Source organism: Lacunisphaera limnophila, assembly GCF_001746835.1.
In the GTDB taxonomy this organism is placed as follows: domain Bacteria; phylum Verrucomicrobiota; class Verrucomicrobiia; order Opitutales; family Opitutaceae; genus Lacunisphaera; species Lacunisphaera limnophila.
The window spans coordinates 3,553,572-3,580,508 of record NZ_CP016094.1; the positions used below are offsets into that span (position 1 = coordinate 3,553,572).

A 26,937-nucleotide genomic window follows, 5' to 3' on the forward strand; every position below is an offset into this window, starting at 1 on the left:
CTCCTCCTTCGCCGGCGTCGGCGCAAGACCGAAGCCGGGCTCCGGCCGGAATCCGGCGTCCGGCGCTGTCCCCTATTCATAGGACTTGTCTCATCCTCCCCGACCCGTCGTTCTGACCCCGTGTCTCCGCCGCCCACCGCTCCGCTGGCCCCGCTGACGGGATTCCCCGATCCCGACACGGTGCTCGACGCCTTCCTGAAGGCGATGGCGGCCCGTGGCCTCACGCTCTATCCCGAGCAGGAGGAGGCGATCCTCGAGCTGTTCGCCGGGCGGAACGTCATCCTCAACACCCCCACCGGCTCCGGCAAATCCCTCGTCGCTGCCGCCCTCCACTTCAAGGCCCTCTGCGCCGGCCAGCGCTCCGTCTACACCTGCCCGATCAAGGCCCTGGTGAACGAGAAGTTTCTCAGCCTCTGCCGCGACTTCGGGCCGGAGAATGTCGGCATGATGACCGGCGACGCGTCCGTGAATCCCCAGGCCCCCGTCCTCTGCTGCACCGCCGAGATCCTCGCCAACATCGCCCTCACCCGCGGCGACCAGGCCGAGGTCCGGGCCGTGATCATGGACGAGTTCCATTACTACTCCGACGCCGAGCGTGGCTACGCCTGGCAGGCGCCGCTGCTCACCCTGCCCCAGTCCCGCTTCCTGCTGATGTCGGCCACGCTCGGCTCGACGGAGTTCTTCGAGAAGGAACTCACCCGCCTCACCGGCGCCCCCAGCCTCACTGTGCGCAGCGACCGCCGTCCCGTGCCGCTGGCCTTCGAGTATTCCGAGACGCCCCTCGCCGAGCGCATCACCCAGCTCCTCGCCGACCAGCGCGCCCCCGTCTACCTCGTCCACTTCACCCAACGCGCCGCGGCCGAGGCCGCCCAGAGCCTGATGAGTCTGGCGGTCTGCACGAAGGACGAGAAGGCCGCCCTCGCCACCGCGCTGGAGCGCGTGAAATTCAACAGTCCCTACGGCAAGGATATGAAACGCTGGCTGCGCCACGGCATCGGCGTCCACCACGCGGGCCTCCTGCCGAAATACCGCATCCTGGTCGAGCAGCTCGCACAAAAGGGCCTGCTCAAGCTGATCTGCGGCACCGACACCCTCGGCGTCGGCATCAACGTCCCCATCCGCACGGTCCTGTTCACCCAGCTCTGGAAATACGACGGCACCAAGGCCGCCATCCTCAGCGTGCGCGACTTCCGCCAGGTCTCGGGCCGCGCCGGCCGCGCCGGCTACGACGCCCAGGGTTACGTCATCGTCCAGGCCCCGGAACACGTCATCGAGAACAAGCGCGCCGAGGAAAAGGCCGCCGCCGATCCCGCGAAGAAGAAGAAACTCGTCAAGGCCCGCGCCCCCGAGGGCAGCGTCGGCTGGGACGCCAAGACCTTCGAGCGCCTCCGCACGGCCTCGCCCGAGGAACTCTCCTCCCGTTTCGACGTGTCCCACGGCATGCTGCTGCTGGTCCTCAGCCGCGACACCGACGGCTGCCGGGCGCTGCGCCAGCTGATCAACGACTGCCACGAGACCCCGACGAAGAAACGCGCCCTGCGCAAACGCGCCTGGCAGCTCTTCCGCGCCCTGCTCGACCGCAAGATCGTGGAGATCCTACCCAAGGCCGCCTCGTCGGCCTTGGGCCCTGAGCCTGTCGAACGGGCACCCGATTCCCGCCCGGCGAGCGGCCGCAAGCTCCGCGTCAACGTCGCACTCCAGGACGACTTTTCCCTGCACCAGGCGCTGTCAATCTACCTGATCGACACCCTGCCGCTGCTGAACCGCGAATCGCCTGACTATCCCTTCGATGTCCTCACCCTCTGCGAGGCCATCGTCGAGGATCCCGACCAGATCCTGCGCCGCCAGGTGGACAAGGAGAAGGGCCGCAAGATCGAGGAATGGAAGGCCGCCGGCATCCCCTACGAGGAGCGCATGGCCAAGCTCGAGGAGGTCGAGCACCCGAAGCCGCTGCGCGAATTCCTCTACGAGACCTTCAACACCTTCGCCGCCGCCCACCCCTGGGTCGGTCAGGAGAACGTCCGGCCCAAGTCCATCGCCCGCGAGATGTTTGAGCGCTACCAGTCGTTCTCGGACTACATCCGCGACTACGGCCTGGAACGCAGCGAGGGCCTGTTGCTGCGCCACCTCATGCAGGTGTTCAAGGTCCTCGCCCAGACCGTGCCTGAATCCGCCAAGACGCCCGAGGTGGTCGAGATGGAGGACTATTTCCGCGAACTGATCCGCGGCATCGACTCCAGCCTGCTCGACGAGTGGGAGAAACTCAAAAACCCGGACTTCGTTGCGGCCGAGCTCGAGGGCAAACCCGCCCGCCCCGCCAGTTTCGATGTCACCCGCGACCGGGTCGCATTCAAGCGCCTCGTGCGTACCGCGATCCTGGGTTTCCTGCAGGACGCCGCCGCCCGCGATTGGGAGGGTGCCCGGTTGCGGTTCGCCCCCGAGGCCGAGCCGGGTAGCGAGGCTCTCCTCCTCGCCGAATCCCGCCGCATCGAAAAGGAGTTCGCTGCCTACTTCGAGGCCCGCGGCCGTTTCCGACTCGACCCTGAGGGCCGGAATTCCAAGCACACGCATATTGCCGAGGACGAAGGACAGACGGCGGAGGATGGCGGCAGGATCTGGCCCATCGCGCAGGTCCTGGCCGACACCGAGGAACAGAACGACTGGGAAGTGCGCTTCACCGTCTCGCTCGACCGGTCACGCCAGGAAAACCGCCCCGTCCTTAATTTCATCTCCGTCCGCCCCGTCGGCGCCGAGTGATATGGGGTGGAGGGCCCGCGTCCCTGCGGCCGTGTCACCCCTCACCCCTTCGCCTTCTTCGGGCTCACTTCCTCCACCGGCTTGTCCGCCACGTAGATCATGTAAGCAAAGCGCTTGGCGGTCTCGTAGAGCTTGGCCGGCACGGCCTCGACCTTGAACCCGGCCTTGGTGAGCCGGCGCTCGATCGTCACGTCGGGACACGCCGACCACACCGCGGCGCGCCCGCCCGGCTTCAGCGCCCGGAAGATCAGCTGCATGCCGCGCTCGCTGTAGAGCTCGATGTTCTCGGTCTTCACCATCGCCGTCGTGCCGTTGTCGATGTCGAGGACGATCACATCAAAGGGCTGCCGCACCGCCTTGGCCAGAATCGTGCGCACGTCCTCCTCCAACACCTTGACGCGCTTGTCCGCCAGCAGGTGCCCGTTGAGTTTGGCGAGGTGGGTGCGGTTCCACGCCACGATCTCAGGAAAGAGTTCCGCCACGTGCACGGTCCCATTGCCCCCCGTGGCCTCCAGCACGCTCTTCAGGGTGAAGCCAAGGCCCAGCCCGCCAATCAATACGCGGGTACCGTTGTTCAGCTTCCGGTGCCGCGCGAGGCCCAACTCGCCCAGCTTGATCTCGGACGATGACACCGACGAGTGCATCAGCTGCTGACCGTTCACCCGGATGCAATAACTGCCGTCATGCTCCACCAAGGTCATGCGCGCCCCGTTGGGCGCCTTCGTCTCGGCGAGCGTGATGTTGGGTTTCATGGCCCACAGGTTGGAGGGATTTCCCCCGGTTTGAAAACCACAGAATGCACTCCTCCCTCCGCCGACCCCCCGACTTGTCCGGCCGCTTTTGCGCTTTCTGCGCTGCTTTGCGGCAAACGGGTTTGGGCCCGACCGACCAAGGCCATTGGCCGCGAAAAACGCAAAAAGCGCAAAAACGAACCCAGCTCCCCAGATGCCCATCTGGCTGCTCAGGATGATTAGCCCGCCTGCAGGCCATGCCCCGGAGCAGGAATTACTTTTGACCGCCCCCACCCCGCTCTCTTCTACTCACTACCCGCTACCCACTACCCGCTACTCTCATGAGCCAGATCCCGACCATCATCTATTTGCCTCAGTTTCGCCGCAGCGAGAACTGAGGACAAACACCGGGCGGTCAGCAGACCGCAACGGTGCACGCCTCCAGACGACCCACCGCATTCATCCCCCCTTTCCCAACATGAGCCAGATCCCGACCATCATCTACACGAAAACCGACGAGGCCCCCGCGCTCGCCACCTATTCCCTGCTGCCGATCATCCAGGCCTTCACCAAGCACTCCGGCATCGCCGTCGAGACGCGCGACATCTCCGTCGCCGGCCGCATCCTGGCCAACTTCTCCGATCTGCTCCCCGCCCACCAGCGCGTGCCTGACGCCCTCGCCGAGCTCGGCGCCCTCACCCTCAAGCCCGAGGCCAACATCATCAAGCTGCCCAACATCAGCGCCTCCGTCCCGCAGCTGAAGGCCGCCATCGCCGAGCTCCAGAAGAAGGGCTACGCCCTCCCTGATTTCCCCGAGGTCCCGAAGACCGACGCCGAGAAGGACGCCAAGGCCCGCTACGCCAAGGTCATGGGCTCCGCCGTCAACCCCGTGCTCCGCGAGGGTAACTCCGACCGCCGTGCCCCCAAGGCCGTTAAGGACTACGCCAAGAAGCACCCGCACTCCATGGGCGCTTGGTCGCCGACTTCGAAAACCGCCGTGGCCACCATGGGCGCCGATGACTTCTTCTCCAACGAGAAATCCGTCACGGTCCCGGCCGCCACCACCGTCCGCATCGAGCACGTCGCCGCCGATGGCAAGGTCACCGTCCTCAAGGACAAGACCCCCCTCAAGGCCGGCGAGATCCTCGACGGCACCGTCATGCGCAAGGCCGCCTACGTGGCCTTCCTCGAGCAGCAGATCGCCCGCGCCAAGGCCGAGGGCATCCTGTTCTCCGTCCACCTCAAGGCCACGATGATGAAGGTCTCCGACCCGATCCTCTTCGGCCACGTCGTCCGCGTGTTCTTCAAGGACCTGCTCGCCAAGCACGCCGCCACCTTCGCCACGCTCGGGGTCGACCTGAACAACGGCTTCGGCGACCTCCTCGCCAAGATCGCCACCCTGCCCGCCGACCAGAAGGCGGCCATCGAGGCCGACATCGCCGCCGCCTACGCGTCCGGCCCCGCCCTCGCCATGGTCAACTCCGACAAGGGCATCACGAACCTCAACGTCCCGAGCGACGTCATCGTCGACGCCTCCATGCCCGCCATGATCCGCACCTCGGGCCAGATGTGGAACGCCCAGGGCAAGGGTCAGGACACGCTCTGCGTGATCCCCGACAGCTCCTACGCCGGCGTCTACCAGGCCACGATCGACTTCTGCAAGAAGCACGGCGCCTTCGACCCGAAGACCATGGGCTCCGTCCCCAACGTCGGCCTCATGGCTCAGGCCGCCGAGGAATACGGCTCGCACAACAAGACCTTCCTGGTTGCCGCCGCCGGCAGCGTCCGCGTCGTGGACGACACCGGCAAGACCCTCCTCGAGCACAGCGTGGCCGAGGGCGACATCTGGCGCGCCTGCCAGACCAAGGACGCCCCCGTGCAGGACTGGGTGAAACTCGCCGTCAACCGCGCCCGCCTCTCCCAGACCCCGGCCATCTTCTGGCTCGACGCCAAGCGCGCCCACGACGCGCAGGTCATCGCCAAGGTGAAGACCTACCTCGCCCAGCACGACACGACCGGCCTGGACATCACGATCCTTCCGCCCGCCGCCGCCTGCGAGGCGACGCTGGTCCGCCTCAAGGCCGGCCAGGACACGATTTCCGTCACGGGCAACGTCCTCCGCGACTACCTCACCGACCTCTTCCCGATCCTCGAGGTCGGCACGAGCGCCAAAATGCTGTCGATCGTCCCGTTGATGAACGGTGGCGGCCTGTTCGAGACCGGCGCCGGTGGCTCCGCCCCGAAGCACGTCGAGCAGTTCACGCAGGAAAACTTCCTGCGTTGGGACAGCCTCGGCGAGTTCTTCGCCCTCGCCGCCTCCTTCGAGCACCTGGCCATCACCCAGAAGCACGCCAAGGCCAAAGTCCTCGCCGACACCCTCGACGTGGCCAACGGCAAGTTCCTCGAGCACGACAAGTCCCCGGCCCGCAAGGTCGGCGCCGGCATCGACAACCGCGGCAGCCACTTCTACCTCGCCCTCTACTGGGCCCAGGCGCTGGCCAACCAGCACGAGAACGAGGAACTCCACCGCCTGTTCGTCCCCATCGCCGCGCAGCTCGAGGCCCAGGAAAAGCAGATCGTCGCCGAACTCATCGCCGTGCAGGGCAAGCCCGCCGACATCGGCGGCTACTACCAGCCCGACGAGGCCAAGGCCTCCGCCGCCCTGCGCCCGAGCCCGACGCTGAATTCAATTCTGGCGCAGCTATAAATCCTATAGGCCCTATACGCCCCCATAGGGCCTATGGTTCTCTCCGCTCGCGGTAAGCCCGCCGGGCCCGAGTCATCCGTTCGCGCAGGCCGCCTTCTTTCACGAAGTCCTGCTCGAGTCGGCTGATCAGCCGGTCGAGCAGGAAGTTGGCCTGATGGATGAGGCAGATCGCGATGTTGGCCACCACCATCGGCGGGCGTGTTTCCACAAACTCACGGTAATCCGCGTACGTGCTGGCGGGATTGGCTCCCAGTTTTCGTACGAAGCGGGCCTCCTTGGAATCCTTGCTCCAGAGCGACAGCTGCCGCGTGCGCAGAAAATCCTGATAGTCGATCAACAGCTCCTCGAGGCTGGCCCGCGCCACATTGGTGAGCTTGAGCTCCGTCTCCGTGGATGTCTTCGAGGCTTTGCCCCCCTCGGCGATGTTTTGTTTGCCGGAGCGCGCTGCCTGCACCATCTGGTCGACCGTGCGGTCGCCTTTGGACAGGAAGCGCGAGCAGAACCGATAGGTGAGATCGTAGATGATCTCCGCTTTCTGATACGACTTGAGTCCCTGGTAGTTGCCATGCGCCGGCAAAAATCCACCCGCCGATTCCTCGCGAGCCATGTTGATGTCCTCCGTAGTTGTGGCCCGCAACCGCATCCCACTCCGCTCACCCTACCCCTTCAAGCCGCAAAAACGTCCCCCACCTTATTGGCCCTATTGGCCCTATGGGGCCTATTGGCCCTATGGGGCCTATTCAGCCCATTGCCCCCTCAGCACCGCACCGTCTTGCGCTTCGGCGCCACCGGCAGGCCCCGGCGGCATTTGATGATGTAGCTCTCGGCGTCGGGCACCTGGCAGTCGGTGTCATCCTCCTCCATCTCCACCTTGCCGAGCTTCCGAGCCGTGGCGATGGCCCGGGCGCCCAGCGGCTCCACGTAGGTGCCGACCGCGATCACGAAAAAGTTCATCTGGTAACGCACGCCGTCCGGCGCCCGCGGCATCTCGCGGACCACCCGGTCCAGCAGCTGGCCGAATTTGGCCACCGGCAGGTCGGCGTCCGGCCGCATCGTCCCTAATGCCCCCAACGTCCGCCACCCGGCGCGGGCGACGGGCTCGCTCTTCGACTCGATCCACTTCATCGCCAGGGCAAATCCCTCCGGATGCTCGCTCGCCGCCCACGGGGCCGCCGTGGCGGAAACCCAGTCCCAGGACGCCGTCTTCGCCCAGCGATCGAGCTGCGCCTTGGTCATGTGCCGGCCGTCGGCGATCATTCCGGCCAGGTATTGGGCGTCGGCGTTGCCCGTATCAAATAGCTCGAGCGCGAGGTCCTGCCGGCCTTTCAACGACTTCGCGATGACCTTGAGGTCAGCGACCTGTACGCCGAACAGCGGCTCCTTGGCCCCGTGCTTGAGCATCATGAGCTTGGTCTTCTCCCGGCCCTTCGCCGCCAGCGCCGTCATCACGTCCTTGAGTTTCATCGCAGGCAAAGAAAACAGACGGGGAAACCGGACGCAGCACTATTCCGGCATCGTGCCGGGCACCCATCGCGGGCTGCTGCTTTTGCGCCTTTTGCGTTTTTCGCGGCTAACTGAATCGATCCCTATCAACCAAGGCCGGTTGGCCGCCAAAAACGCAAAAGGCGCAAAAGGGAAATCCGCCACGGTCCGCGCGCTCTGCACCGTCGCGTTTAAACTACCGTGGCGGGCGGCGGACCTTTCGGGAAAATCCGCCGCCGCTTCGGCGCAGCCGACCGCGGCGGCGGCGCGCCGTCCTTCGGCTCCTTGCGCGCGTGCCGGCGGATGCCGAGCCGCCGGTTCTCCGCCGTGCGCTGGATCTGGAATTCCTGCATGCGCTGGAACAACGTCAGCATCTGCTCCGGCAGCGCGTAATGGTCGAGCCCCGCCCGGTCGAGCGTCAGCAGCAACTCGTGCGTGGCCTCGAGGGTCGACAGGCAACCCGGTTCCGGCTGCCGCTTGATGATATACCGGCTGGGCGCCGCCCCCGAGAACATGATCCGGGGCAGCCGCTGCAGGCTGAGGCTCGTGCGCAGCATCGGTCGCACCAGCCGCCAGGTCGCATCGAGCAGAAAAACCACGAGCCGCCGCTCCGCCAATTGCGCCGTGAACTCCGCCAGCGGGCCATTCCCCGGCCGCGGTTCCGACAAATTGAGGGCCTCGCGCCCCGGATAAAGCAGCACCGGCAGGTTCCGCGGGTCGTTGATCAACGCCTGCACCGCCTCGTGCCCGTCGAAACTCTCCCCGATGTAGAGCTCGCTGTCGGCCAGGCACAGGTGCGTGAGCCGGCCGGTGTTCGCCTTGATCCGCTTGAATTCGTACGGGTGCATCAGGATCACGAACTTCGTCCGCGTGGGCATGGGCGTGATCGAGCCGCACCAGCAATGCTGGCGCGGCAGGTAACACTTGTAACACATCACCCTCATGCGCCGGTCCGCTCGAGCGTGGCGATGAGGGCGTTGTCGAGCTCGGTCAGGCTGTTGAACTGCCGCTTGGCCCGGGTCATCTTCTCCCGCTGGCGCTCGACCGCCGCCTGCAGGGCGCGATACGCGGCCACCGCCGCGGGCTGCGTCAGCGGGCCGGTCTCCCGGGCATCCGGCCACGCGGCCTTGTTTGCCTTGTAGCCGGCGGGATCGGCCCGGAACTCCGCCAGCGCGGCGCGCACCAGGCCCGTGGTTTCCCCGCGAGCCAGCTGGTCGCGACTGAGAAGCAGGACGGCCCGCATCGCCTCGGTCACCCGGTCATCGTTCCATTTGATCTTGGCTGCCATGCCCGACTGTCCCCCGCCCCGGCCGACAGGTCAACTCCCCGCCCCGGGCTTAATTATCCGACCACGCCGCCGGGGCCGGCGGCGGCCCGGGCCGCACCCGCCGCTCCCGCCGGGGATCGATCTCCTCCAGTTCGGGCTCGGGAATGCACGTGAAGGAGATCCGCATCGGGGCGCTCTCGGTGACGCCGTGCGCGCTGCCGAGATAGACGCTGCCGTTACCGTAGGTGCGGTTGAGCGTGTCCATCGCCCCCAGCAGCCGCCCGCGCGCCTCGTCACGGGCCTGGTGGAACAGGTCGGGCGTGTGCCCGGCCGCAGGCAGCAGGCGCGTCAGGACCACGCCCACCCGCATCGGCGCCCGTGCCCGCAGCGCCGCCGGGCGCCGCGCCCAGAGCCGGTTCAGCGCGACCGTGAGCGCCAGGGTGTCCTGCGTCTCGGTCAGACGCAGCTCGTCGGCCCAGGCCACGTCGTCATAATAGTCGAGATGCAGCGTGAGGGCGCCCGCGTAGCAGCCGATGTTGCGCAGGCGCATCGCGGCCTTCTGCAGCAGACGGTGCAACACGGCGTGCGCCTTCGGCCCGGTGCGCAGGTAGGGCGGCAGCACATGCGAGTGGCCGATCGTCTGGTGGCGCTCCACCGGCAGGGCGATCGTCTCGCCCCGCAGCAGGGCGTGCATGCGCTCCCCCTCCACCCCGCCCCAGATGCCGCGCAACTCCGCCTTGGTCGCGGCGTACAGCTGCGCGGCCGTGTCGATCCCGTGCGCCCGCAGCCGGGCCTCCATGCGCGCGCCCACCCCGAGGAAATCCCGCAGCTGCAGGCCGAGCAGCCGCCCGGGCAGGTCCGCGTCGTCGAGCACCACCAGGCCGTCGGGCTTCTGCAGGTCCGTGGCCATCTTCGCCAGCAGCCAGTTCGGCGCGATGCCGATGGAACTGGTCAGGCACGGGCCGATCTCCCGGGCGATCCGCGCCTTGATCTGCCGCGCCACGGCCACGGCCCGCTCCCGCGGGGCGAAGGTCGCCGTGAGGTCGCACTCCATCTCGTCGATCGACTTGATCGCCGTGACGTGGATGCACGACTCGATGACCGCGAGCAGGCGGCGGTGGTAGCCGATGTAGACCGCCGGCCGCTGCTGGACCAGGATGATGTCCGGGCACAGTTGGCGGGCCTCGGCGATGCCCGTGCCCACCTTCACCCCCCGGGCCTTGGCCGCGTAGCTGGCCGCGATGCAGCAGGTGGTGTCGGCCAGCACGGGCACGATCCCCAGCGGCTTCCCGCGCAGCTCCGGCCGCTCCTGCTGCTCGCAGGAGGCGAAGAAGGAGTTGAAGTCGACGGCGAGGGTCCGGAGGGGCACGCGCCGATCGTTCCGGCCGCGCGCCCGCGCCGTCAAAACGGGAAATGACCTCGCGGCGTTTCCCGCACCCGGTGAACGGGTTGCCGGAAAACATTTTTCCGGGGAATTATTTTGACTCCCCGGATCGCGAAAATGAGTCGGAAAACGGAAAAGTCAGCGCGGGGTGCCGCGTTTCCGAGTGACGGGAACGGTCCGCCGCCGACAGGTGCCCGCCGCGGCACGCGCCCGCCCCTCCGGCCACGCCCTCAGCGGGCGCTTTTCTTGAGCCGCTTGTCGGCTTTTTTCTGCGCCGGGGTCTTGAGGGGCTGCTTGCGGGTCTGTTTCTGGGAGTTCTGGGATTTGGCCATGGGAAGGAGGATTGGTACGGACGGGTTGAAAAAGAAGGCGACGCCGCCCGGCTGAACCGGAGCGGCGCCGCAGGAAGGGAGGAAGCTTACTTGCGCTTGGCGGCGGCAGCCTTGGCCTTGGTGGCCTGCTGCGCCGTGATCAGCGCGTTCTTCTGCCGGTTCACGCCGTCGGTTTTCGACTGCTTTTGCGAGGCGTGCTTCTGCGTGGATTTGGGGGATCGGTCGCCCATGTGGGGGTTTTCCTTGGTTGAGTTGACTCACCTTCGGAATGGATGTTTCCCCGACGGCGTGCGCCACCCTACCTGTGATCGAGACGGATAGCGAGCCCCGCCGCCTTCTTTCGGCGGGGTGTTCCCGGCCCGGCGGCCGGAACGCGTTTTCTCACTTGGCAGCCACGGCCCCGGCCGGAAGAGTCGCGGCATGAACTACCGGACCAAGGCGGAGTATTTTATCCAAGGCATCACCCAGGGCTTCGTCGAGGCGACCGAGGTCATCGCGTGGTCCGACGAGGTGGTGGTGACCGCCCCCACGCCCGAGGACTGGATGCTCGAGATTTCCAGCTGCGGCCCCGATGACCGCATGGTCATCCTGAGCCACCTGAACACGGTGAAGGGCGTGGCCGACCCGGTCGAGCTCGCCGCCCTGCTCAAGGCCAAGGGCATCGGGTAACCCCCGGCGACCCGATCGTGGGTCGCGCCATTTCCCGCTGGCGAAAGCGGACGTCTTGGTTCCCTCAGTAACCCCATGTCCGATTCTCCCGCTTCCCTGGTCTGGTTGATCACCGGCTGCTCCTCCGGCTTGGGCCGGGCCCTGGCCTCGGCCGCGCTGGCCCGCGGCGACCGGGTCGCCGCCACGGCCCGCCAGCCCGCCGCGCTCGCCGATCTCGCCGCCGCCTACCCCGACACCTGCCGCACCTTCGCGCTTGATGTCACCGATCCCGCCCAGGTCACCGCGGCCCTGGCCGGGACGGTGGCCGCCTTCGGCCGGCTCGATGTCCTGGTGAACAACGCCGGCTACGGCCTCGTGGGCGCGCTCGAGGAATGCTCCGAGGCCCAGATCGCCCGCAATTTCGAGGTCAACTGCTTCGGCGCCCTCCGCGTGATCCGCACCGCGCTGCCCCAGTTCCGGGCGCAAAAGGGCGGCCACGTCATCTGTATCAGCGCCGCCGCCGCCATCGCCAACTACGCGGGCTTCTCCGTCTACGGCGCCGCCAAGCGCGCCCTCGAGGGCGCGGCCGAGGCCCTCGCGCTGGAGGGCCGGCCCTTCGGCCTGAAGGTCACCCTCGTCCAACCCGGCCCCTTCCGCACCGACTTCATCGCCCGCTCCCTCGACCGCGCCACCACGCCCCTGCCCGACTACGAGGCCACCAGCGGCAAGTTCGCCCGCTTCCTCGGGACCATGGACGGCAAGCAGCCCGGCGACCCCGCCCGGGCGGCCGCGGCGATCATCGCGGCCGCCACCGCGGACCGCCCGCCCCTGCGCCTCGTGCTCGGACCCTACGCGACCGACAAGGTCCGCCGCACGCTCACCGCCAGCCAGCGCGAACTGGATGCCTGGGCGCCGGTGGGCGGCCCGACCGACTTCACGGCGGGCACCTGACCCATGGCGACCGTCATCATCGGGGCCGGCATCTCCGGCCTGCTCCTCGCCCAGGCCCTGCACGAAAGCGGCCAAGGCCCCATCCTCATCGACAAAAGTCGCGGTGTCGGCGGCCGCATGGCGACCAAGCGTGTGGGCGAGGCCGTCTTCGATTCCGGCGCGCAGTTCTTCACCGTGCGCGATGCCACCTTCCAGGCCCACACCGAGCGCTGGCGGCAAGCGGGCCTCGTCGCCGACTGGCCGGATTCCCCGCACCGCCGCCTGATCGGCCGACCGGCCATGACCGCCGTGCCCAAGGCCCTCGCCGTGGACCTCGACCTGCGCCGCGAACACCGCGCCACCGCCGTCCGCCGGCTCGCCGACGGCACCTGGACGATCACCCTCGCCGACCGGGAGCCCCTCGCCGCCTCGCGCCTGATCCTGACCTGCCCCGTGCCCCAGGCCCTGGCCTTGCTGGATGCCGGCCAGACTTCATTGCCGGCCGACCTGCGCGCCGCCCTCGACCGGCTGACCTATCACCCCTGCCTCGCACTGCTGGTCACGCTGGCTGGCCCGAGCGCCGTGCCCCCCGCGGGGGTCGCCTTTGGGGACGGACCGGTGCGTTGGATCGCCGACAACACGCTCAAGGGTGTCGCCCCGGGCGTGCCCGCCGCGGTGACCATCCATGCCGCCGCCGGATTCTCCGCGGAACATTACGCTGCGCCCGAAGCGGATGTCACGGCCCGGCTGCTCGCCGCCGTGAGCGACCTGCTCGGCGCCGCGGCGGTGACCTCGACGACGCTGCATCGCTGGAAATTCAGCGAGCCCAAGGCCACCTACCCGACGCCCAGCCTGTGGCGGCCGGACCTGCAGCTGGGTTTCGCCGGGGATTGTTTTGGCGGTCCTAAGGTCGAGGGCGCCGCGCTCTCCGGCCTGCACCTGGCCGCGAGCCTGGCGTCCGCCTGATCAGCGCAGCACGCCGCGCCGGATCATCGCCCGGGCATAGACGAACAGCAGCACCCCGACCACGATGATGGTCGCGGTGAAGATCAGCGGCACGACCCCACCCATGATCTTCATGCCCTCGGAGAGCACGAAATTATGGATGAAGGTGACGGTCATGCCCACGAGCACCAGAAAGTTGACGCGCAAGGCCCACCGGTTGCGCAACAGCAGGAGCACCGAGCCCAGCAGGCTGCCCCACGTCGCCACGCCCCAGGCCAGCACCACCACCAACGGGAAACTGAAAAAGTACGCCAGTTGTTCCGGCGTGAAGGCCTTCAGGTAGGCCTCGTTTTTCAGCTGCGTCATAGTGAAGTCCATCGCCCCGATCGCATTCCACAGCAGGGACAGAATCCCTACGACCCAAAGGTGCCACGGCGTCTTGGTTGCCGGCTCGTTTGCGTCAGCCATGGCGGCAGCAAAGGCCCTCGCGGGTCGCGCGTCAATCTCCGGCCGGCCCGCGGTCAGACCGCGTAACCCCGGCGCATGGGCCGCTGGAGCATCGCGTCGGCCGCCGGGTCGTTGACGAACCGCTCGACCGCCGGATCCCAGTCAAGGGCGCTGCGCCCGAGCCGGATCGCGATGTTGGCCAGGTGCGGGATCGTGATCGACCGGTGGCCGGTCTCGATCGGGGTGATCGTCTCGGTGCGGTTCAGGATGCCGTCGATGAAATTGTGCTCGTGCACCTTGCTCTCGGGCAGGCGGATCTCGCCGTCCTTGATGCGTTCGCGGCGCAACTCGGCCGGGGTCGTGGTGATGGTGTCGCGGCTCACGAAGAGCGAGCGGCCGTCCTCGCCCTCGAAGAGAATGCCGTTGGGATGGGCGTTGGACACATTCACCCGCACGCCGCTGCCATAAATCACATCAAAATCAAAGGCCGTGGAGGTGTTGTAGAGCGCCGTCGCCTCCGGCTGCGTGACCGAGCGGATCTCGATCCGGGACGGACCGCTGCCGTCCATGCCGAGGGCCCACTGCACGATGTCGAGGTGGTGCGCGCCCCAGTCGGTGATCATGCCGCCGGAGAAGGCGTAGTTGTGCCGCCAGTTTAGCTGGAAGAGCGCGGGCACGTAGGGCCGCTCGGGGGCCGGCCCGAGCCAGAGATCGAAGTTCACGCCGGCGGGCGGCGTCTCGGGCTGCGTCCGGTCGGCCAGCTTCGACCAATTGGTGTGCCCGCCCGGCAGGCCGACCTTGATGCCGGTGACCCGGCCGATGCGGCCGTTGCGGATGAACTCGCAGGCAGTGCGGAAATAGACACTGCTGCGCTGCTGGCTGCCGGTCTGCCAGACGATGCCGTGGGCCTTCACCGCATCGGCCATGCGCCGGCCTTCGCCGACGGTCAGGGTGAGCGGTTTCTGTCCGTAGACATGCAGGCCCCGCTGGGCCGCCAGCAGCGCCACGGCGCAGTGCCAGTGGTCGGGGGTGCTGACCACGACGGCGTCGAGATCCTCGCGGGCAAACATGTCGCGGAAATCCTCGTAAACCTTGCAGCCGGCATTGGCGCCCTTGGTCTGTTCGGCGTAGTGCGCGTCGACCGCCCGCTTGCCGACCTGGCGGCCGCCCTGCAGCTCGCCACGGTAACCGTAATTGGGCAGCTCATTCACCGGATCCGCCACTGCGACGATCTGCACGCGGGGATCGGACAGGAAATTAGGTGTCGTCGAGTGCGCAATCGTGCCGTAACCGACCAACCCCACGTTCACGCGGCTACCGGGCGCCGGACGCCGGGCCGGACGGGACCCGGGCGAGCGGCAGGCCGTGAGGGCCGGAAGCACCAGACCGGCGGCAGCCAGGGCGGAGGTTTTGATGAAATCACGACGGGCGAGCGAACGATTCATGGGGAGGGGTAATCCGGATGGGGTTACTAGACAGGACACCAACAACCCTTCACCATGGGAACCACCGCCGTTATCGCCAGTGCAAAGACTTGTCGGGAAAACCCGTGCGCGGTCTCGGCCACGCGCCGCCCATTATCGGCGCATCAGCCGCGAAATTCTCCCCCGCGCTCTTAAGAAAAACGTCAAAGCCGTACCTGCCTCGCCGCACCGCGCGGGATTTTACAACGCCGTGACCAGAATCGCCGCCCGCGCGCTCCAGTCGGCCGAGCGGGCGCCGATGAAAAAGACCATGTCCTCACCCATTCGCCTTCTCGCCCTCTGCCTGGTGGTTGCCGGCCCCCTTTCCGCGGCACCTGAGTCTTGGACCGGTTTGAAGATCGGCATGTCGGCCGAGCAGACCGTCACCCTGCTGGGCAGTCCCTTGCTGCGCAGCCGTGGCCATGGTTTTGAAACCTGGACCTACGACGCGGGGGCGGAGGTGGTCATCCACGGCAACGTCGTCGGCTGGACCGGACCCGCCACCACCGGAAGCGCTGCGCGCAGCACGGACATCTGGAGCCAACGCGAACCCGGTCGCTACTACGCGACCCTCCACACCGGTCTGCCCGCCGCCAGCCCCGCTCCGGCCGGCGTCGCACCCGCGCTGATCCCCTCCCGCCGGTCTGCGCCGCCCGCTGGCCCGCGCGATCGTGATTACATTCGCGGCTGAGGCCCCGGTTACCGGGCTTACGCCGCGCACCCGCTCCGTTAGGCGTCGCGGATGGTCCCGTCCCAAGTGCGCTGAGCCCGGGCCGTGCCGCAATCCGGACAGGTCGTCAGGTCGAGCATGGCCTGGCAATGCGGACACTGGGCGGACGAGGCAAAGGGATCGAAGGCCTGACGACAGGACGGGCAGCGCCAGTACGCGCCCCGGGGCGGCGAAGCGTGGCAATCCGGACACTTGAACTCCGGCCGCCGGGGCAATTGCTCGACCGTGCGCAGGGCCCGGGCTTGCTGGAAACTCTGCCAGCAGTTCGAGAGCATGAAAAACGCCATGATGCCGGTCCAGAGCGACTGCCACCAGACCGCCAGCCCGATCAGCGCCACGCCCCCGCCCAGGCCGATGCCCGTCGCCACCAGCAGGCTGCGCGCCTTGCCCAGCGGATACCAGAGCAGCGAGCGCAGCATCTGCCCGCCATCCAGCGGATAGACCGGCAGCAGGTTGAAAACCAACAGGACCACATTCATCCAGAGGACGGCCTGCACGAACACGTACAGATCCGGATTGGTCTCGAACGCGCCCGTGGCGCGAACCGCGAAGAAGACGCCCAGGAAAACCGGGAAGAGCACGACATTGACCAGCGGACCCGCCGCGATGCTCCACAGGGTCGCCCCGGCCGGGCCGGCGGCGCCACATACGCCACGCCGCCGAGCGGCCAGAGCACAATCTGGTCGGCCTGACCGCCCACCTGCCGGCAGGCCAGCGCGTGGCCGAATTCGTGCAGCAGCACCACGACAAAAAGCGCGAGGTACTCGAGCAGCGCCCAGACGGGCGAGACGTAATTGGGCACGCGCGTGGAAACCGAATACACGGCCACCACGAACCACGACCAATGTACGTGGACATCAATGCCCCAGAGGCGGAAAAGACGGAGGGAACCTTGCCGGGTCGGCGTCATGGGCCGATGGCGACAGGACGCGGGGCCGAGCGCAATCCGGCATTACGCAGCCCATGAGCCAGTTAAAATCGCTACACACCCCCTAGGTGAACACCCCGGGCAGTTGGGGGTTGTGCGAGCCTGCTCCGCAACTACCTTGACGCTATCCGATCCCTTCCACGCCGTCCGATTGCATGAGCCGTATCCTTTTAGTCGATGATCATGAGCCCGTCTGCATTTCCCTGCAGGCGATGATCAAGGGCATGGGTCACGAAACGGTGTACGCCACGACCGGCAAGCAGGCCCTGGTCATGCACCAGCAGGATCCGGTGGACGTCTTGGTGACGGATATCTTCATGCCCGACATGGATGGCTATGAGCTCATCCAGAAATTCCACCGCGACTACCCGGAGGTGAAGGTCGTCGCCATGAGCGGCGGCATTCCGCGCGCTCCCGGCGGACCTTATCTGGAAGTGGCCGGCAAATTCGGGGCCCAATGGCTCCTGCGCAAACCCTTCAGCGCGACCCGGCTCATCGAGATCATCACCGAGGCCACCGGCGAAGCCGTCGGTCACTGAGGTGGAGCTATGGTGGTGGCGTGCCTTGCCCCCAAGGCGCTGCCTCGCAGCACTCTCCCCGCCCCGCCACCCGGGCTAAGACGCACTCCGCGGCCCCATCGGCGAATATGCGGTAGCCTTGCCCCGGTGCCGCGGTAAGGTCGACCACCCCTCCACCCCATGAACCGCCGCACCTTCGTCACCTCCCTCGCCGCCGCCGGCGCCGTCGCCACCGCCCCCCGCCGCCTCCTCGCCCAGGTCACCGCGCCGCGACCACGCGTCGGCGTGATCGGCGCCGGGTGGTACGGCGGCGTGAACCTCGGCGTCTTCGCCCGCTGCACCGCCGTGGACTTCGTCTCGCTCTGCGACGTCAACACGCGCTCGCTCACGACCACCTTGAAGCTCGTGGCGGAACACCAGGCCGCCGTGCCGCGCACCTTTGCTGATTACCGTGAGATGCTGGCCGCCGGCGGCCACGACATTGTCATCATCGCCACACCCGACCACTGGCATGCCCTGCCCGCCCTCGCCGCCATGCAGGCCGGAGCCGATGTCTACCTGGAGAAGCCGGTCAGCGTGGACGTGATCGAGGGCGAGGCCCTGGTGGCCGCCGCCCGCAAGTACGGTCGCGTCGTCCAGGTCAACACCCAGCGCCGCAGCAACCCGCTCTACGCCGAGGCGCGCGACAAATATATCACCAGCGGCAGACTCGGGCGGATCAGCCTCGTCGAGACCTACAGCTACCTCCACGGCCGGCCGACCGGTATCATCCCCGACGCCCCCGTGCCCGCCCACCTCGACTACGAGACTTGGGCCGGCCCGGCGCCCAAGCTGCCCTACAAGGCGATGCTGGCGGACCGCGGCTGGCGGAATTTCCAAGAATATGGCAACGGCCAGATTGGCGACCTTGGTGTGCACATGATCGACAAGGTGCGCTGGCTCCTCGGCCTGCACTGGCCCGACTCCATCGTCTCCACCGGCGGGATTCTCGCCGACGTGCCTCCCTACTCCGCCACCATCACCGACACCCAGCGCAGCGTGTTTCGTTATCCTGGTCTCGATGTCAGCTGGGAACATCGCACCTGGGGCGCCTCCCCGATTCCCGCGCGCCACTGGAGCGACCAGTGGGGCGCCCGCCTCATCGGGACCAAGGGCACGCTGAACCTCACCATGCTCGAGGCCGTCTTCACCCCGGCCGACGGCGGTCCCCGCGAAGGCCGGCACCTGCACTCCCCCACCGGCAACCTCGAGAACATCGACTTCAACTGGGGCGGCCATACCTACGAGGAAACCGAAAACCGCCACGTGCTGGATTTCATGGCCGCCCGCGCCGCCCGCTCGCGCCCCGTCGCCGACATCGAGGAGGGCCACATCTCCAGCGCGATGTGCGAGCTGGCGAATCTCTCGCTGCAGCTCCGCCGCCCCATCGCCTACGACCCGGCGACCCGCACGGTCCCCGGCGATGCCGAAGCCACCCGGTTGCTCGCGCGACCCTACCGCGGCCCCTGGGTCCACCCCGATCCGACGACGGTCTAGTTTCTGCGGAACTGCCGCCGCGCGACCTTCACGGCGACGTCAGTCGCGCGAAGGTCTCCGCGGCGTATTGCGCGGCCGCCTGCGTGGACTCGCGCCCCTCATTCACCACGTTGCCCTCGGCACCGACGATCGCCCAGCGCCAGATCGCATCATCCTCGTGCTCGGTCAGCGCGAACGTCGCGCCGGGGTGAAACCGGGCATACGCCAGGGTATCGAGGGAAAAGAGGCAGCGCTCGGCGACCATCGCGGCCACCGGCGCGGACTCAATCTGGCGGAAGGAACACCAGGGGGTCGGAATCGGCGCGGTTGAAATCATGGCGCCCACCATACCGCCGCCCGCGGCGCGCCGCCATGGGGCATAACGTGACTCCGCCGCTCACGATTTCCCCGGCCCGGCCAGGACCAGCCCGCTGCGCACCCTCAAAACGGCCAGCACCTTGGGGACATAGAGACGCGTCTCCAGCGGCAGCACGTGCGCGATCTCGGCAAAGGACTTGGCGCGATGCTGGGTCAGTGTGCGCTGCACGCGGCCCGGCCCGGCGTTGTACGCGGCGAGCGCCAGGGGCCAGTCTCCAAACCGAGCGTGCAACCCGCGCAGCATCTTCGCCGCCGCTTGCGCCGATTTCTGGGGATCCGTCCGCTCATCCGGCAAGGTCGTGCTCAGGCCCAGCTCCCGCGCCGTCGCCGGCATGAGCTGAAACAACCCGCGGGCCCCGGCCGGGCTGCGGGCCCTTGGGTTGAAGGTCGATTCTACCTCGGCCAGCCACACCAATTGTCCCGGCACCCCGCCGGCCGCAAAGACGGGCTGGAGCTGGGTCACGAAGTGATCCGCCCGGGCCGGCCGGGGCCGGGCCTGCAGGCGCCGCACCCAATGCTCGTACTCCGGGATGAACTGCACCCGCGGGCCGGCCGGGGTTTGACCGGGGGCTTGGGCGGCGGCTGCCGGACCATCTCCTGCGCCGCCTCGATGTAATCCAACCGCTCCTCCAGCCAGTCCACGTCGTCCTCGGTGCCGGCCAGCTGGCGCAGGATGACCAGCGCCGCCCGCGCTTCGGGCTCCAACGCCACCAACGCGGCCGGATCATTCCCGGCGAGCGCCGCCTGCAAACTCTGCACGAAGGCGTCCCACCGGGCCCGGTCGGGGAATTCATACTCCGCCTTGATCTCCTCCGGCGCCAACGCCTCGAACAGTCCCTGCCCGAGTTCGTACAGCGCATCCGCCGGATCGGCTTCCGCCTCCGCAGCCGCCGGCGGCGGTTCGGCGGCAGGATCAGCCGCGGCGACGCGACCTGCCCCCAGCAGCACTCCCATTCCGATCAGGGTCCATTTCATGACGAGACCTAGTTGCTGGCCTCTCCCTCATCCGGCTGCAACTGGCAATCACTCGCGCCGCGGGTGTGGCGGTGAACACCCCATTCCCAGCGGTACCGGTTAGGACTAAACTCCGCGCATGATGCCTACCCCCGAATCCTCCGGCTCCGCCTCCTCTCCTTCCGCCTCGGCCCGGCCTGCCGGCGCAGCCCCGGACCACGACGCTTCCGGCGTCTCCTATCAAGCCGGTCCCCGGCCCGCGGGCCTCTCCTGGACCCTCGTGCTGGGCGTGGCCACGGCCGCGCTCCTCATCCTCGTCGCGGTCCTCTGGAGCAAAACCTCCGCCCGCGACCGCACCATCATCGCCAACCAGAACCGCGCCGAGCAGGTCGAGGCCGGCTCCGTCGTGCTCAAGACCTCGCTGGATGAGGCCACGGCCGTCTCCGCCCGCCTGCAGACTCAGCTCGATGAGGCCACCGCGGCCACCGCCGCCGCCACGACCGAACTCGAAGCGGCCAAGGCCGGCACCGTGCAACTTCAGACCGAATCCGACAAACTCCGCACCACCTCCGCGGGTTTCCAGACTGAGATGAACGAGGCCAAGGTCGCCGCGATCCAGCTCAAGGGCGACATCGAGGTCGCCAAAAGACAGACCGCGTCGGCCCAAGCGGAGCTGGCCAAGGCCAAGACCGAGCTGACGGAACTCAAGGCCAAGCTGACCGAGGCCAACACCCAGACTGCCGCCCTCCAGAAGAACTTCGATCAGGCCCAGCTGGAGATGACCCGGATGCAGCCCATCCCTCCCGCGAAGAAACGGTAACACGCCGTGCCTCACGCGCCCAAGCGAGAGTTGTAGGGCGGGGTCGCCGACGGAGGCTTAGCGGAGATGGCGAAGCAACCCCGCCGTGCTCGATCAGAATGACGCGCCCGAGGCGGGTCTACTGCCCCACCTCCGCCGGCCTAACCAACCGCCGGCCCCATCCGCTGCGCGGGCACCGCCTCGATTTCCAGATAGACCGTGGTGGCGCCGGCCGCCGCCACGGCATCGATGGCCCCCGCCACTTCCTTCAGCGACCGGGTCTCGGCGCTCTCGGCCGCGGCCCCGACCTTGCAAGCGAAGTCCCACTGGGCAAAGCCCTCGGGCACTTCCTTCCGGCGCGCGCGACGCACGTATTTGTTCACCTCGTGGCGGATCTTGTCACGCACGCGGGCATCGTCCTTACCGGGAGCCTGGAGGGGAAAGGTCTTCTTCATTTGGCCTGTATCGTCACCCCCGCGCGCCGCAATACAACGAGATTTCTCGCGTCGGCTGTTTAGCCGCCAACCGATTCGGGCCCTTCCGACCAAGACAATTGGCCGCGAAAAACGCAAAACGCGCAAAAGTGGAATTCACCTGTAGGAGCCGGTTCACAGGCGATTCCCTTCCCCTCATGTAGGGTCGTCGCTTGCGCCGACCTCGCCCCCGCGCACCTGCACACAACCCACCACCCCCAATTTGTTTTTCACAGGAGGACGCAGAGCCAAGTCAGGAGGTCCGATCTCCACTCTCCACGCCCTCTGCGCCCTGCTGTAAACCCTGCCTCTTTTGCGCTATTTGCGCTGTTTTGCGGCTAACCGGTTCGGGCCCTTCCGACCAAGGCATTGGCCGCGAAAAACGCAAAGCGCGTAAAAGCCCACCGCACCTGTCGGTGCCTTTTCACAGGCGATCCCCTCCCCAAACAACCAGCAACAAACAACTAACAACCCCGGCCTCGCCGCCGCCCCTGATTTGCCCCGCAAATCACCCTGAGCAAGTGCAGCGCGTCGAATGGGCTACCCCACCGCATCCTCGTGACACGTGTCCGGAAACGCCGGTTTGCGCTGCAGCCAACGTACCGCGCCCAGGCTGTCGGTGAGCGCCTCGTGCAGCGCGGAACCAAAATCATAGGCCTGCGCGTCGAAGCCCGCTTCCTCCGCCGCTTGGTCGATGGCGAGCATGACGGCAAACATCCGTCCGCGGATCTCCGGGATCAGGACATCCACCCGGTCCACCCCGGCCGCCAGGTTGGTGCGGCAACCCTCCAGGTTGTGACTGTGATGCGAGCGGCATGAACCCGGGCGCCCCTCGTAGATCGAGCAACTGTCGTCCCGCAACAGCGCACAGGGCAGCTTCAGCGCGAGCCGCTCCGCGGAGGTCCGTCCGGCGAAAGCCGCCCGATGCGCCGCGAGCCGAACAATCAGGGCCTCCAGTGCCTCGGCGGAGAAATGGGTCTGGATGTATTCGGCCGCGATAAGGACCTCATGGGCCTGCGCCCCGACCGGCACGTGGCAGCAGGTGCCGCACCCGGCCCGGCAGGACACCCGCGCCCGCGCCGCCGCGGGGGCCGCGTCGTAGGCCCGGTCAAAGCGCTTCTGCGCCACGCGCAGCACCGCCAGGATTTCAGCCGGGTTGCTGGTCCGGCGCAAATGCTGCAGCACCGCCGCGGCGGTCTTGTGATACAGCGCCTCCTCGTCGGCGGAAAATCCGGTGGCCATCGCGCCACCCAACAGTTTCCCACCCAAACGTCACGCCCCGACTTTGCCCCGCGGATGGCGCGGATGAACGCGGATCACTCCCTCCTTGATCCGCACTGATCCGCGTCATTCGCGGAAAATTCCGGTTCTGGTTCGAAGCTGTCGGCCGACCGGATCCGCTCCCGCCCGGCCGCCGCCGCGATCCGCTCCAGCAGTGCCACCCGCTCCTCCGGGGTCGTCTCGTTCCGACAGGGCAGCGTGACCGTCACCAACGCGTCGCCGCGCCGGATCAACAGCCCCCAGCCGTCCGGCACCTCGTGCGGCGCCAGGATCCCCTCCTCCGCCACCACGTAGAGCAGGCTCGCGGCGCGCCACCGGCCAAGTTTCGCCAACTTGGTCCCCTCCTGCCAACGGCGTTGCGCCGCCTGCAACTCGGCGGCCAGCCGATCGTGGGTGTCGTGCCGCAATCCGCGCAGATCATACGCATCGCACTCGGCAAATAGGGTCTCACCCCGGCGCAGGTCCGGCCGGTGCCCGGCGATCAGCTCGCGCAGCGCGCGGAGTCGTTCGGCCAGTGCTGCGAGGTGCGCCTCGGCTCCGGTTTCCCGCGCGCTGTCCCGCCGGAAATCCGCCCGCGAGACCTTGCATTCAAACACCGCGGTGAGCGCCGCCGGCGCGAGGCAGTGCGGCGTGGCCGCGGCGACATCAGCCCGGTAACCGGACCGCGGGAGCCGCACCTCCTCCGCCGCGAGCGCCAGCCGCTGCCCCCGCGCCCAGCCGCGCGCGAGCCGCTTCAACGCGCGATGCGCCGCCGACTCGCCCTGGGTCAGGGCGGGAACTAGGCCGGGCGAAATGACTGCAACGGATTTCATGCGTACGAAAGACAAGTTACGCCCCGGATCATACCCGCTCCCCCTGACAACCCCCTGTCAGCATCCTGATTTTCCCCGCCAATCACCCTGAGCAAGCGAAGCGCGTCGAGCGGAATCCGCCCTCCTCGTCTGCCGCATAGCGGCCGGAGGAGTCGCACCGAAGCTTCATCGAAGGTGGAAATACCCTCCAATCCTCCGCTACGGTCCTGCCTCTTTTGCGCTTTTTGCGCTGCTTTGCGGCTAACCGGTTCGGGCATTTCCGACCAAGGCCTTTTGCCGCGAAAAACGCAAAACGCGCAAAAAGGAATCCAGCTCCTCCGCCCCATGTTACTTCTCAGCCTCGCCGCCCGCGCCTTGTCTTCGTCCCCGCTGCCGTCAACCTGCCCTCACCCCATGCATCCCCACCCCGTCCGATTCTATGCCCTGCTTCTTGCTTTCGCCGTCTTGGCTTGCCGGCCGCTGTCAGCCGAGGAGGGCTGGATCCCGCTCTTCAACGGCAAGGACCTCACCGGTTGGACGCCCAAGTTCGCCAAGCACCCGCTCGGCGAGAATTTCGCCGACACCTTCCGCGTCGAGGACGGCATTCTCAAGGTCGCCTACGACCGCTACGACAAGTTCGACCGCCAGTTCGGTCACCTCTACACCAACCTGCCGTACTCCCACTACCTCCTGCGCCTGGAGTATCGCTTCACCGGCACGCCGATGCCCGACGCCCCCGAATGGGCCGGGCGCAACAGCGGCGTCATGCTTCACGCGGCCTCGCCCCTCACCATGACGGTCGAGCAGGAATGGCCCGTGAGCATGGAGGTCCAGTTTCTCTGCACCGACACCCAGGCCGGGCGCCAGACCGGCAACGTCTGCACGCCGGGCACCCACCTCGAGTTCGACGGCCGCCTGAACACCGCCCACATCATCGACGCGCACGACAGCACGCTTTCGCCCATGGAGACCTGGGTCGCCGTCGAGGTCGAGGTCCGCGGCCATGACGAAATCATCCACCGCATCAACGGCGTCGAGGTGCTGCGCTACCAGCATCCCCAACTCGACCCCGGCGACCCGGATGCCCAGCGCCTGCTCGCCGCCGGCGCGCCGCTCCACCTGTCCTCCGGCCACATCGCCCTGCAGGCCGAGTCCCAGCCCGTCTGGTTCCGCAACATCCGGATCAAGCTGCTTTCGCCTTGATGGGCAAATCGGTCGCGGTCCAGCGCAGGTCGGCACTCCGCTCGCCGATCACGGCAAGATCGTTTTCCCGACACGGCATCTCTACCTGATAAGCGTCCTCCATACGGTTAACCGGCCGACACGGATGCCATGGAAAAGGCGAACTTTCCGCTGCCCAAGCCGCTGCCACGCAACAGTCATCTTGCCTCCGTTATGAATTCATGAATCCTCCTGCCCATGCGCCGCGACCCCATGGCACGACGGACTCAATGGAGTGCCGCAAAAAGCTCCGCCTGGGTCTTGGTGTTTCTCTGTGGAGCTGCGCTCCCGGCCCAGGATGCTCCGACGCCGGCCGCCATGGCGGAGTTGTCGTTCGAGCAGCTGATGGATATCACCATCATCACCGCCTCCAAGAGCGAGCAGACCCTCGCGAACACCGCCGCCGCCGTGACGGTCCTGTCCAACGGGGAGATCATCCGCTCCGGCGCCGTGCGGATTCCCGAGGCCCTGCGCTGGGTGCCTGGCGTCAACGTCGCCCAGATCAATTCTGACAACTGGGCGGTCACCACCCGCGGGTTCAACGACCGGCTCTCGAACAAGCAACTCGTCATGATCGACGGGCGTTCCATTTACACCCCCCTGACCGCCGGCGTGTTCTGGGACAAAGTCGGCCTCCTGCTCGAGGACTTGGACCGCATTGAGGTGGTGCGCGGGCCCGGGGGCTCCCTGTGGGGCGCCAATGCCGTCAACGGCGTGATCAACATCCTGAGCAAATCCGCCCGCGACACCCTCGGCGGGCTGGTTTACGCCGGCACCGGTCCGGAGTATTCGGCGGGCGGCCTGCGCCAGGGATTCGCCACCGGACCCCGGAGCTGGGCGCGGATCTACGCGAAACACGAAATCGCCGAGGACAGCCGGATCCGAAACGGCGGTGACGCGGACGACCACTGGGACCACTTCCAGACCGGCTTTCGCTACGACGCGGAGGGCCCCACCGGCCACACCTTCACCGTGCAGGGGGACTATTACGCTCACGACAGCATCGCCGGCGAACCGCTGGTGACACCGGCGGGGTTGTTGCCCAGCCGATTTTCCGCCCAGGCCGAAGGCTACAACACCCTGGCCCGCTGGATCCGGGAATTCGACGGCGATCGCATCCAAATCCAGGCTTATTTCGACCATACCTCCGCGGAAACGAGCCAGGTCCTCGAGCGTCGGCGAACGCTCGACGTCGATTTTCAACACGACCTGGCTGCGACCGGTCGGCATAAACTGAGTTGGGGCTTGAACGCGCGCTGGAGTCAGGACCACACCACGGCCAGCGCGGCCGGCGGCTATGTGCCGGCCTCCTACCTCCACCGCCTGGCGGGGCTCTTCGCCCAGGACGAGATCACCTTGGACCCCGGCCGCTGGCGGATGACGATCGGCACCAAGGTCGAGCGGAGCAGCTACACCGACTACGAGGTCCAACCCAGCGTCCGCCTCCTCTGGACGCCCACCAAAGTCACCACGGTGTGGGCGGCCGTCTCCCGGGCCGTGCGCACGCCCAGCCGATCCGACCGGGCCATCAGCCTGGATGTCTTTTATGTCCCGCCCGGGCCCAACCCCGCCAATCCTGCCGCCCTGCCGCTGCTCTTGCGCGCCGAAGGCGATCCGGACGTTAAATCGGAATACCTGATCGGGTATGAAACCGGCGCCCGCGTGCAGGTGAATCCCCACCTTTCGCTGGATGCCTCCCTTTTCTACAATGATTACCGCGACGTGATCCTGGGGGCATTCGAACCGGCGGCCACGCGCATCGTGGCGGACCGCCTACCGCTGCATCTGGTGACCCCGATCCGGTTGCTCAACTCCACGGAGGCCCGGAGCTACGGCGGCGAACTGCAGGCCCTCTGGCATCCCACGAATTCCGTGCAGCTGTCGGCCGTCTACAGTCATCTCCACATCACGGCCCGCGCTTTGATGGCCGGGGTTTTTTCCATCAACACGCTGAGCCGGGTTTCTCCTGTCCACCAGGGCGGCCTGCGCCTGAGCGTGGATCTGCCGCACAACCTGAAGCTGGATGCCAACAGCCGCTACGTCTCCGATCTGCCGGCCAGCGGCATCCCGTCCTATACCGAACTTGACCTGCGCCTGGCATGGGCCGTCCGCCCCGGCCTCGAGTTGTCCGTCACGGGCAAAAACCTCCTCGACGGCCAGCACGGCGAATTCGGCCCCCGCGTGAATGAACCTTACTTCGAGATCGAGCGGTCGGTGTACTTCAAAGCGGCTTGGAGCTACTAACCGGGGCTTGCC

General features: G+C 67.3%; 28 protein-coding genes. 11 read left to right on the forward strand and 17 right to left on the reverse strand.

Annotated elements, in window-relative coordinates; translation table 11 throughout:
• The first annotated feature begins 120 nt into the window (after positions 1–120).
• A complete protein-coding gene (locus Verru16B_RS14875) occupies positions 121–2,757 on the forward strand; it encodes a DEAD/DEAH box helicase (RefSeq protein WP_069963019.1) in 2,637 nt (878 codons plus the stop codon).
• A gap of 41 nt (positions 2,758–2,798) precedes the next feature.
• Here Verru16B_RS14875 and Verru16B_RS14880 read toward each other — a convergent pair whose 3' ends face one another.
• Positions 2,799–3,509 (reverse strand): spermine/spermidine synthase domain-containing protein, encoded by a 711-nt coding sequence (locus tag Verru16B_RS14880; RefSeq protein WP_069963020.1) that lies wholly within the window; start codon positions 3,507–3,509, stop codon positions 2,799–2,801.
• A 457-nt stretch (positions 3,510–3,966) separates the two neighbouring features.
• Here Verru16B_RS14880 and Verru16B_RS14885 point away from each other — a divergent pair, with 457 nt between their 5' ends.
• Positions 3,967–6,195, forward strand: coding sequence for an NADP-dependent isocitrate dehydrogenase (locus Verru16B_RS14885; protein ID WP_069963021.1), 2,229 nt, complete (start codon positions 3,967–3,969; stop codon positions 6,193–6,195).
• 31 nt (positions 6,196–6,226) lie between these two features.
• On the opposite strand, the gene Verru16B_RS14890 is transcribed toward Verru16B_RS14885, so the two are convergent.
• From Verru16B_RS14890 to Verru16B_RS18550, 6 genes are all read right to left on the reverse strand, one after another.
• The gene (locus Verru16B_RS14890; RefSeq protein WP_069963022.1) at positions 6,227–6,802 is read right to left on the reverse strand and encodes a four helix bundle suffix domain-containing protein; all 576 of its coding nucleotides are present in this window, start codon (positions 6,800–6,802) and stop codon (positions 6,227–6,229) included.
• 149 nt (positions 6,803–6,951) lie between these two features.
• Complete coding sequence (locus tag Verru16B_RS14895) at positions 6,952–7,659, reverse strand: DNA alkylation repair protein (RefSeq protein WP_069963023.1); 708 nt, start codon at positions 7,657–7,659, stop codon at positions 6,952–6,954.
• 209 nt (positions 7,660–7,868) lie between these two features.
• Positions 7,869–8,621 (reverse strand): tRNA-uridine aminocarboxypropyltransferase, encoded by a 753-nt coding sequence (locus tag Verru16B_RS14900; protein ID WP_069963024.1) that lies wholly within the window; start codon positions 8,619–8,621, stop codon positions 7,869–7,871.
• Positions 8,618–8,965: a hypothetical protein gene (locus Verru16B_RS14905; protein ID WP_069963025.1), complete on the reverse strand. Its 348-nt coding sequence runs from the start codon at positions 8,963–8,965 to the stop codon at positions 8,618–8,620. The genes Verru16B_RS14900 and Verru16B_RS14905 overlap by 4 nt, the downstream gene beginning before the upstream one ends.
• A 49-nt stretch (positions 8,966–9,014) precedes the next feature.
• Positions 9,015–10,313, reverse strand: a complete 1,299-nt coding sequence (locus tag Verru16B_RS14910) for a DNA polymerase Y family protein (RefSeq protein WP_169829297.1) — start codon at positions 10,311–10,313, stop codon at positions 9,015–9,017.
• A 433-nt stretch (positions 10,314–10,746) separates the two neighbouring features.
• Positions 10,747–10,890, reverse strand: a complete 144-nt coding sequence (locus Verru16B_RS18550; RefSeq protein ID WP_169829298.1) for a hypothetical protein — start codon at positions 10,888–10,890, stop codon at positions 10,747–10,749.
• Between the two features lie 190 nt (positions 10,891–11,080).
• Here Verru16B_RS18550 and Verru16B_RS14915 point away from each other — a divergent pair, with 190 nt between their 5' ends.
• The 3 genes from Verru16B_RS14915 (at position 11,081) to Verru16B_RS14925 (ending at position 13,204) form a co-directional block, all read left to right on the forward strand.
• A complete protein-coding gene (locus Verru16B_RS14915) occupies positions 11,081–11,329 on the forward strand; it encodes a hypothetical protein (RefSeq protein WP_069963027.1) in 249 nt (82 codons plus the stop codon).
• 75 nt (positions 11,330–11,404) lie between these two features.
• The gene (locus Verru16B_RS14920) at positions 11,405–12,259 is read left to right on the forward strand and encodes an oxidoreductase (protein WP_069963028.1); all 855 of its coding nucleotides are present in this window, start codon (positions 11,405–11,407) and stop codon (positions 12,257–12,259) included.
• A gap of 3 nt (positions 12,260–12,262) precedes the next feature.
• Entirely contained in the window at positions 12,263–13,204 is a 942-nt protein-coding gene (locus Verru16B_RS14925; protein ID WP_069963029.1) for an NAD(P)/FAD-dependent oxidoreductase, read from the forward strand.
• Here Verru16B_RS14925 and Verru16B_RS14930 read toward each other — a convergent pair whose 3' ends face one another.
• Together Verru16B_RS14930 and Verru16B_RS14935 are read right to left on the reverse strand one after the other, a co-directional pair.
• Positions 13,205–13,651, reverse strand: a complete 447-nt coding sequence (locus Verru16B_RS14930) for a hypothetical protein (RefSeq protein ID WP_069963030.1) — start codon at positions 13,649–13,651, stop codon at positions 13,205–13,207.
• 53 nt (positions 13,652–13,704) lie between these two features.
• Positions 13,705–15,075: a Gfo/Idh/MocA family oxidoreductase gene (locus Verru16B_RS14935; protein WP_083270386.1), complete on the reverse strand. Its 1,371-nt coding sequence runs from the start codon at positions 15,073–15,075 to the stop codon at positions 13,705–13,707.
• A 229-nt stretch (positions 15,076–15,304) separates the two neighbouring features.
• Here Verru16B_RS14935 and Verru16B_RS14940 point away from each other — a divergent pair, with 229 nt between their 5' ends.
• Complete coding sequence (locus Verru16B_RS14940; RefSeq protein ID WP_157772437.1) at positions 15,305–15,784, forward strand: hypothetical protein; 480 nt, start codon at positions 15,305–15,307, stop codon at positions 15,782–15,784.
• 38 nt (positions 15,785–15,822) lie between these two features.
• Here the strand turns inward: Verru16B_RS14940 and Verru16B_RS14945 are convergent, their stop codons facing one another.
• Both Verru16B_RS14945 and Verru16B_RS19290 read right to left on the reverse strand, forming a co-directional pair.
• Positions 15,823–16,404 (reverse strand): site-2 protease family protein, encoded by a 582-nt coding sequence (locus Verru16B_RS14945; protein ID WP_069963032.1) that lies wholly within the window; start codon positions 16,402–16,404, stop codon positions 15,823–15,825.
• Positions 16,299–16,733, reverse strand: a complete 435-nt coding sequence (locus Verru16B_RS19290) for a M50 family metallopeptidase (protein WP_157772439.1) — start codon at positions 16,731–16,733, stop codon at positions 16,299–16,301. Before Verru16B_RS19290 ends, Verru16B_RS14945 begins: the two co-directional genes overlap by 106 nt.
• A gap of 173 nt (positions 16,734–16,906) precedes the next feature.
• On the opposite strand from Verru16B_RS19290, the gene Verru16B_RS14950 reads away from it, so the two are divergent.
• The gene (locus tag Verru16B_RS14950; protein ID WP_083270387.1) at positions 16,907–17,290 is read left to right on the forward strand and encodes a response regulator; all 384 of its coding nucleotides are present in this window, start codon (positions 16,907–16,909) and stop codon (positions 17,288–17,290) included.
• 159 nt (positions 17,291–17,449) lie between these two features.
• A complete protein-coding gene (locus Verru16B_RS14955; protein WP_069963034.1) occupies positions 17,450–18,805 on the forward strand; it encodes a Gfo/Idh/MocA family protein in 1,356 nt (451 codons plus the stop codon).
• A gap of 28 nt (positions 18,806–18,833) precedes the next feature.
• On the opposite strand, the gene Verru16B_RS14960 is transcribed toward Verru16B_RS14955, so the two are convergent.
• The 3 genes from Verru16B_RS14960 to Verru16B_RS18375 are packed head-to-tail and all read right to left on the reverse strand — an operon-like array spanning position 18,834 to position 20,137.
• A complete protein-coding gene (locus Verru16B_RS14960) occupies positions 18,834–19,121 on the reverse strand; it encodes a hypothetical protein (protein ID WP_157772440.1) in 288 nt (95 codons plus the stop codon).
• 60 nt (positions 19,122–19,181) lie between these two features.
• Positions 19,182–19,703, reverse strand: coding sequence for a lytic transglycosylase domain-containing protein (locus tag Verru16B_RS14965; protein WP_169829299.1), 522 nt, complete (start codon positions 19,701–19,703; stop codon positions 19,182–19,184).
• Positions 19,622–20,137: a hypothetical protein gene (locus tag Verru16B_RS18375; RefSeq protein ID WP_069963037.1), complete on the reverse strand. Its 516-nt coding sequence runs from the start codon at positions 20,135–20,137 to the stop codon at positions 19,622–19,624. The genes Verru16B_RS14965 and Verru16B_RS18375 overlap by 82 nt, the downstream gene beginning before the upstream one ends.
• A 118-nt stretch (positions 20,138–20,255) precedes the next feature.
• Between Verru16B_RS18375 and Verru16B_RS14975 the strand changes: the two genes are divergently transcribed.
• Positions 20,256–20,936 carry a hypothetical protein gene (locus tag Verru16B_RS14975; RefSeq protein ID WP_069963038.1) on the forward strand — a complete coding sequence of 227 codons (681 nt, stop codon included), beginning with the start codon at positions 20,256–20,258 and terminating at the stop codon, positions 20,934–20,936.
• Positions 20,937–21,076: 140 nt separating this feature from the next.
• Here Verru16B_RS14975 and Verru16B_RS14980 read toward each other — a convergent pair whose 3' ends face one another.
• The 3 genes from Verru16B_RS14980 to Verru16B_RS14990 form a co-directional block, all read right to left on the reverse strand.
• Positions 21,077–21,370 carry a DUF6172 family protein gene (locus Verru16B_RS14980; RefSeq protein WP_069963039.1) on the reverse strand — a complete coding sequence of 98 codons (294 nt, stop codon included), beginning with the start codon at positions 21,368–21,370 and terminating at the stop codon, positions 21,077–21,079.
• 558 nt (positions 21,371–21,928) lie between these two features.
• Positions 21,929–22,630, reverse strand: coding sequence for a YkgJ family cysteine cluster protein (locus Verru16B_RS14985; protein WP_069963040.1), 702 nt, complete (start codon positions 22,628–22,630; stop codon positions 21,929–21,931).
• 74 nt (positions 22,631–22,704) lie between these two features.
• Complete coding sequence (locus Verru16B_RS14990; protein WP_069963041.1) at positions 22,705–23,481, reverse strand: hypothetical protein; 777 nt, start codon at positions 23,479–23,481, stop codon at positions 22,705–22,707.
• Positions 23,482–23,874: 393 nt separating this feature from the next.
• Here Verru16B_RS14990 and Verru16B_RS14995 point away from each other — a divergent pair, with 393 nt between their 5' ends.
• Both Verru16B_RS14995 and Verru16B_RS15000 read left to right on the forward strand, forming a co-directional pair.
• Positions 23,875–24,663 carry a 3-keto-disaccharide hydrolase gene (locus Verru16B_RS14995; RefSeq protein WP_069963042.1) on the forward strand — a complete coding sequence of 263 codons (789 nt, stop codon included), beginning with the start codon at positions 23,875–23,877 and terminating at the stop codon, positions 24,661–24,663.
• A 336-nt stretch (positions 24,664–24,999) separates the two neighbouring features.
• The gene (locus tag Verru16B_RS15000; RefSeq protein WP_069963043.1) at positions 25,000–26,925 is read left to right on the forward strand and encodes a TonB-dependent receptor plug domain-containing protein; all 1,926 of its coding nucleotides are present in this window, start codon (positions 25,000–25,002) and stop codon (positions 26,923–26,925) included.
• Positions 26,926–26,937: the final 12 nt, after the last annotated feature.

What these genes read in the sequence shown, in the direction of transcription:
- Verru16B_RS14885 (WP_069963021.1), top strand. Translation starts at nt 3,967, where the DNA reads ATGAGCCAGATCCCGACCATCATCTACACGAAAACCGACGAGGCCCCC.
- Verru16B_RS14895 (WP_069963023.1), bottom strand. Translation starts at nt 7,659, where the DNA reads ATGAAACTCAAGGACGTGATGACGGCGCTGGCGGCGAAGGGCCGGGAG.
- Verru16B_RS14995 (WP_069963042.1), top strand. Translation starts at nt 23,875, where the DNA reads ATGCATCCCCACCCCGTCCGATTCTATGCCCTGCTTCTTGCTTTCGCC.
- Verru16B_RS14930 (WP_069963030.1), bottom strand. Translation starts at nt 13,651, where the DNA reads ATGGCTGACGCAAACGAGCCGGCAACCAAGACGCCGTGGCACCTTTGG.
- Verru16B_RS18550 (WP_169829298.1), bottom strand. Translation starts at nt 10,890, where the DNA reads ATGGGCGACCGATCCCCCAAATCCACGCAGAAGCACGCCTCGCAAAAG.
- Verru16B_RS18375 (WP_069963037.1), bottom strand. Translation starts at nt 20,137, where the DNA reads ATGAAATGGACCCTGATCGGAATGGGAGTGCTGCTGGGGGCAGGTCGC.
- Verru16B_RS14975 (WP_069963038.1), top strand. Translation starts at nt 20,256, where the DNA reads ATGATGCCTACCCCCGAATCCTCCGGCTCCGCCTCCTCTCCTTCCGCC.
- Verru16B_RS19290 (WP_157772439.1), bottom strand. Translation starts at nt 16,733, where the DNA reads ATGACGCCGACCCGGCAAGGTTCCCTCCGTCTTTTCCGCCTCTGGGGC.
- Verru16B_RS14920 (WP_069963028.1), top strand. Translation starts at nt 11,405, where the DNA reads ATGTCCGATTCTCCCGCTTCCCTGGTCTGGTTGATCACCGGCTGCTCC.
- Verru16B_RS14900 (WP_069963024.1), bottom strand. Translation starts at nt 8,621, where the DNA reads ATGAGGGTGATGTGTTACAAGTGTTACCTGCCGCGCCAGCATTGCTGG.
- Verru16B_RS14950 (WP_083270387.1), top strand. Translation starts at nt 16,907, where the DNA reads ATGAGCCGTATCCTTTTAGTCGATGATCATGAGCCCGTCTGCATTTCC.
- Verru16B_RS14985 (WP_069963040.1), bottom strand. Translation starts at nt 22,630, where the DNA reads ATGGCCACCGGATTTTCCGCCGACGAGGAGGCGCTGTATCACAAGACC.
- Verru16B_RS14905 (WP_069963025.1), bottom strand. Translation starts at nt 8,965, where the DNA reads ATGGCAGCCAAGATCAAATGGAACGATGACCGGGTGACCGAGGCGATG.
- Verru16B_RS14960 (WP_157772440.1), bottom strand. Translation starts at nt 19,121, where the DNA reads ATGATTTCAACCGCGCCGATTCCGACCCCCTGGTGTTCCTTCCGCCAG.
- Verru16B_RS14915 (WP_069963027.1), top strand. Translation starts at nt 11,081, where the DNA reads ATGAACTACCGGACCAAGGCGGAGTATTTTATCCAAGGCATCACCCAG.
- Verru16B_RS14990 (WP_069963041.1), bottom strand. Translation starts at nt 23,481, where the DNA reads ATGAAATCCGTTGCAGTCATTTCGCCCGGCCTAGTTCCCGCCCTGACC.
- Verru16B_RS14890 (WP_069963022.1), bottom strand. Translation starts at nt 6,802, where the DNA reads ATGGCTCGCGAGGAATCGGCGGGTGGATTTTTGCCGGCGCATGGCAAC.
- Verru16B_RS14935 (WP_083270386.1), bottom strand. Translation starts at nt 15,075, where the DNA reads ATGAATCGTTCGCTCGCCCGTCGTGATTTCATCAAAACCTCCGCCCTG.
- Verru16B_RS14925 (WP_069963029.1), top strand. Translation starts at nt 12,263, where the DNA reads ATGGCGACCGTCATCATCGGGGCCGGCATCTCCGGCCTGCTCCTCGCC.
- Verru16B_RS15000 (WP_069963043.1), top strand. Translation starts at nt 25,000, where the DNA reads ATGGCGGAGTTGTCGTTCGAGCAGCTGATGGATATCACCATCATCACC.
- Verru16B_RS14880 (WP_069963020.1), bottom strand. Translation starts at nt 3,509, where the DNA reads ATGAAACCCAACATCACGCTCGCCGAGACGAAGGCGCCCAACGGGGCG.
- Verru16B_RS14980 (WP_069963039.1), bottom strand. Translation starts at nt 21,370, where the DNA reads ATGAAGAAGACCTTTCCCCTCCAGGCTCCCGGTAAGGACGATGCCCGC.
- Verru16B_RS14955 (WP_069963034.1), top strand. Translation starts at nt 17,450, where the DNA reads ATGAACCGCCGCACCTTCGTCACCTCCCTCGCCGCCGCCGGCGCCGTC.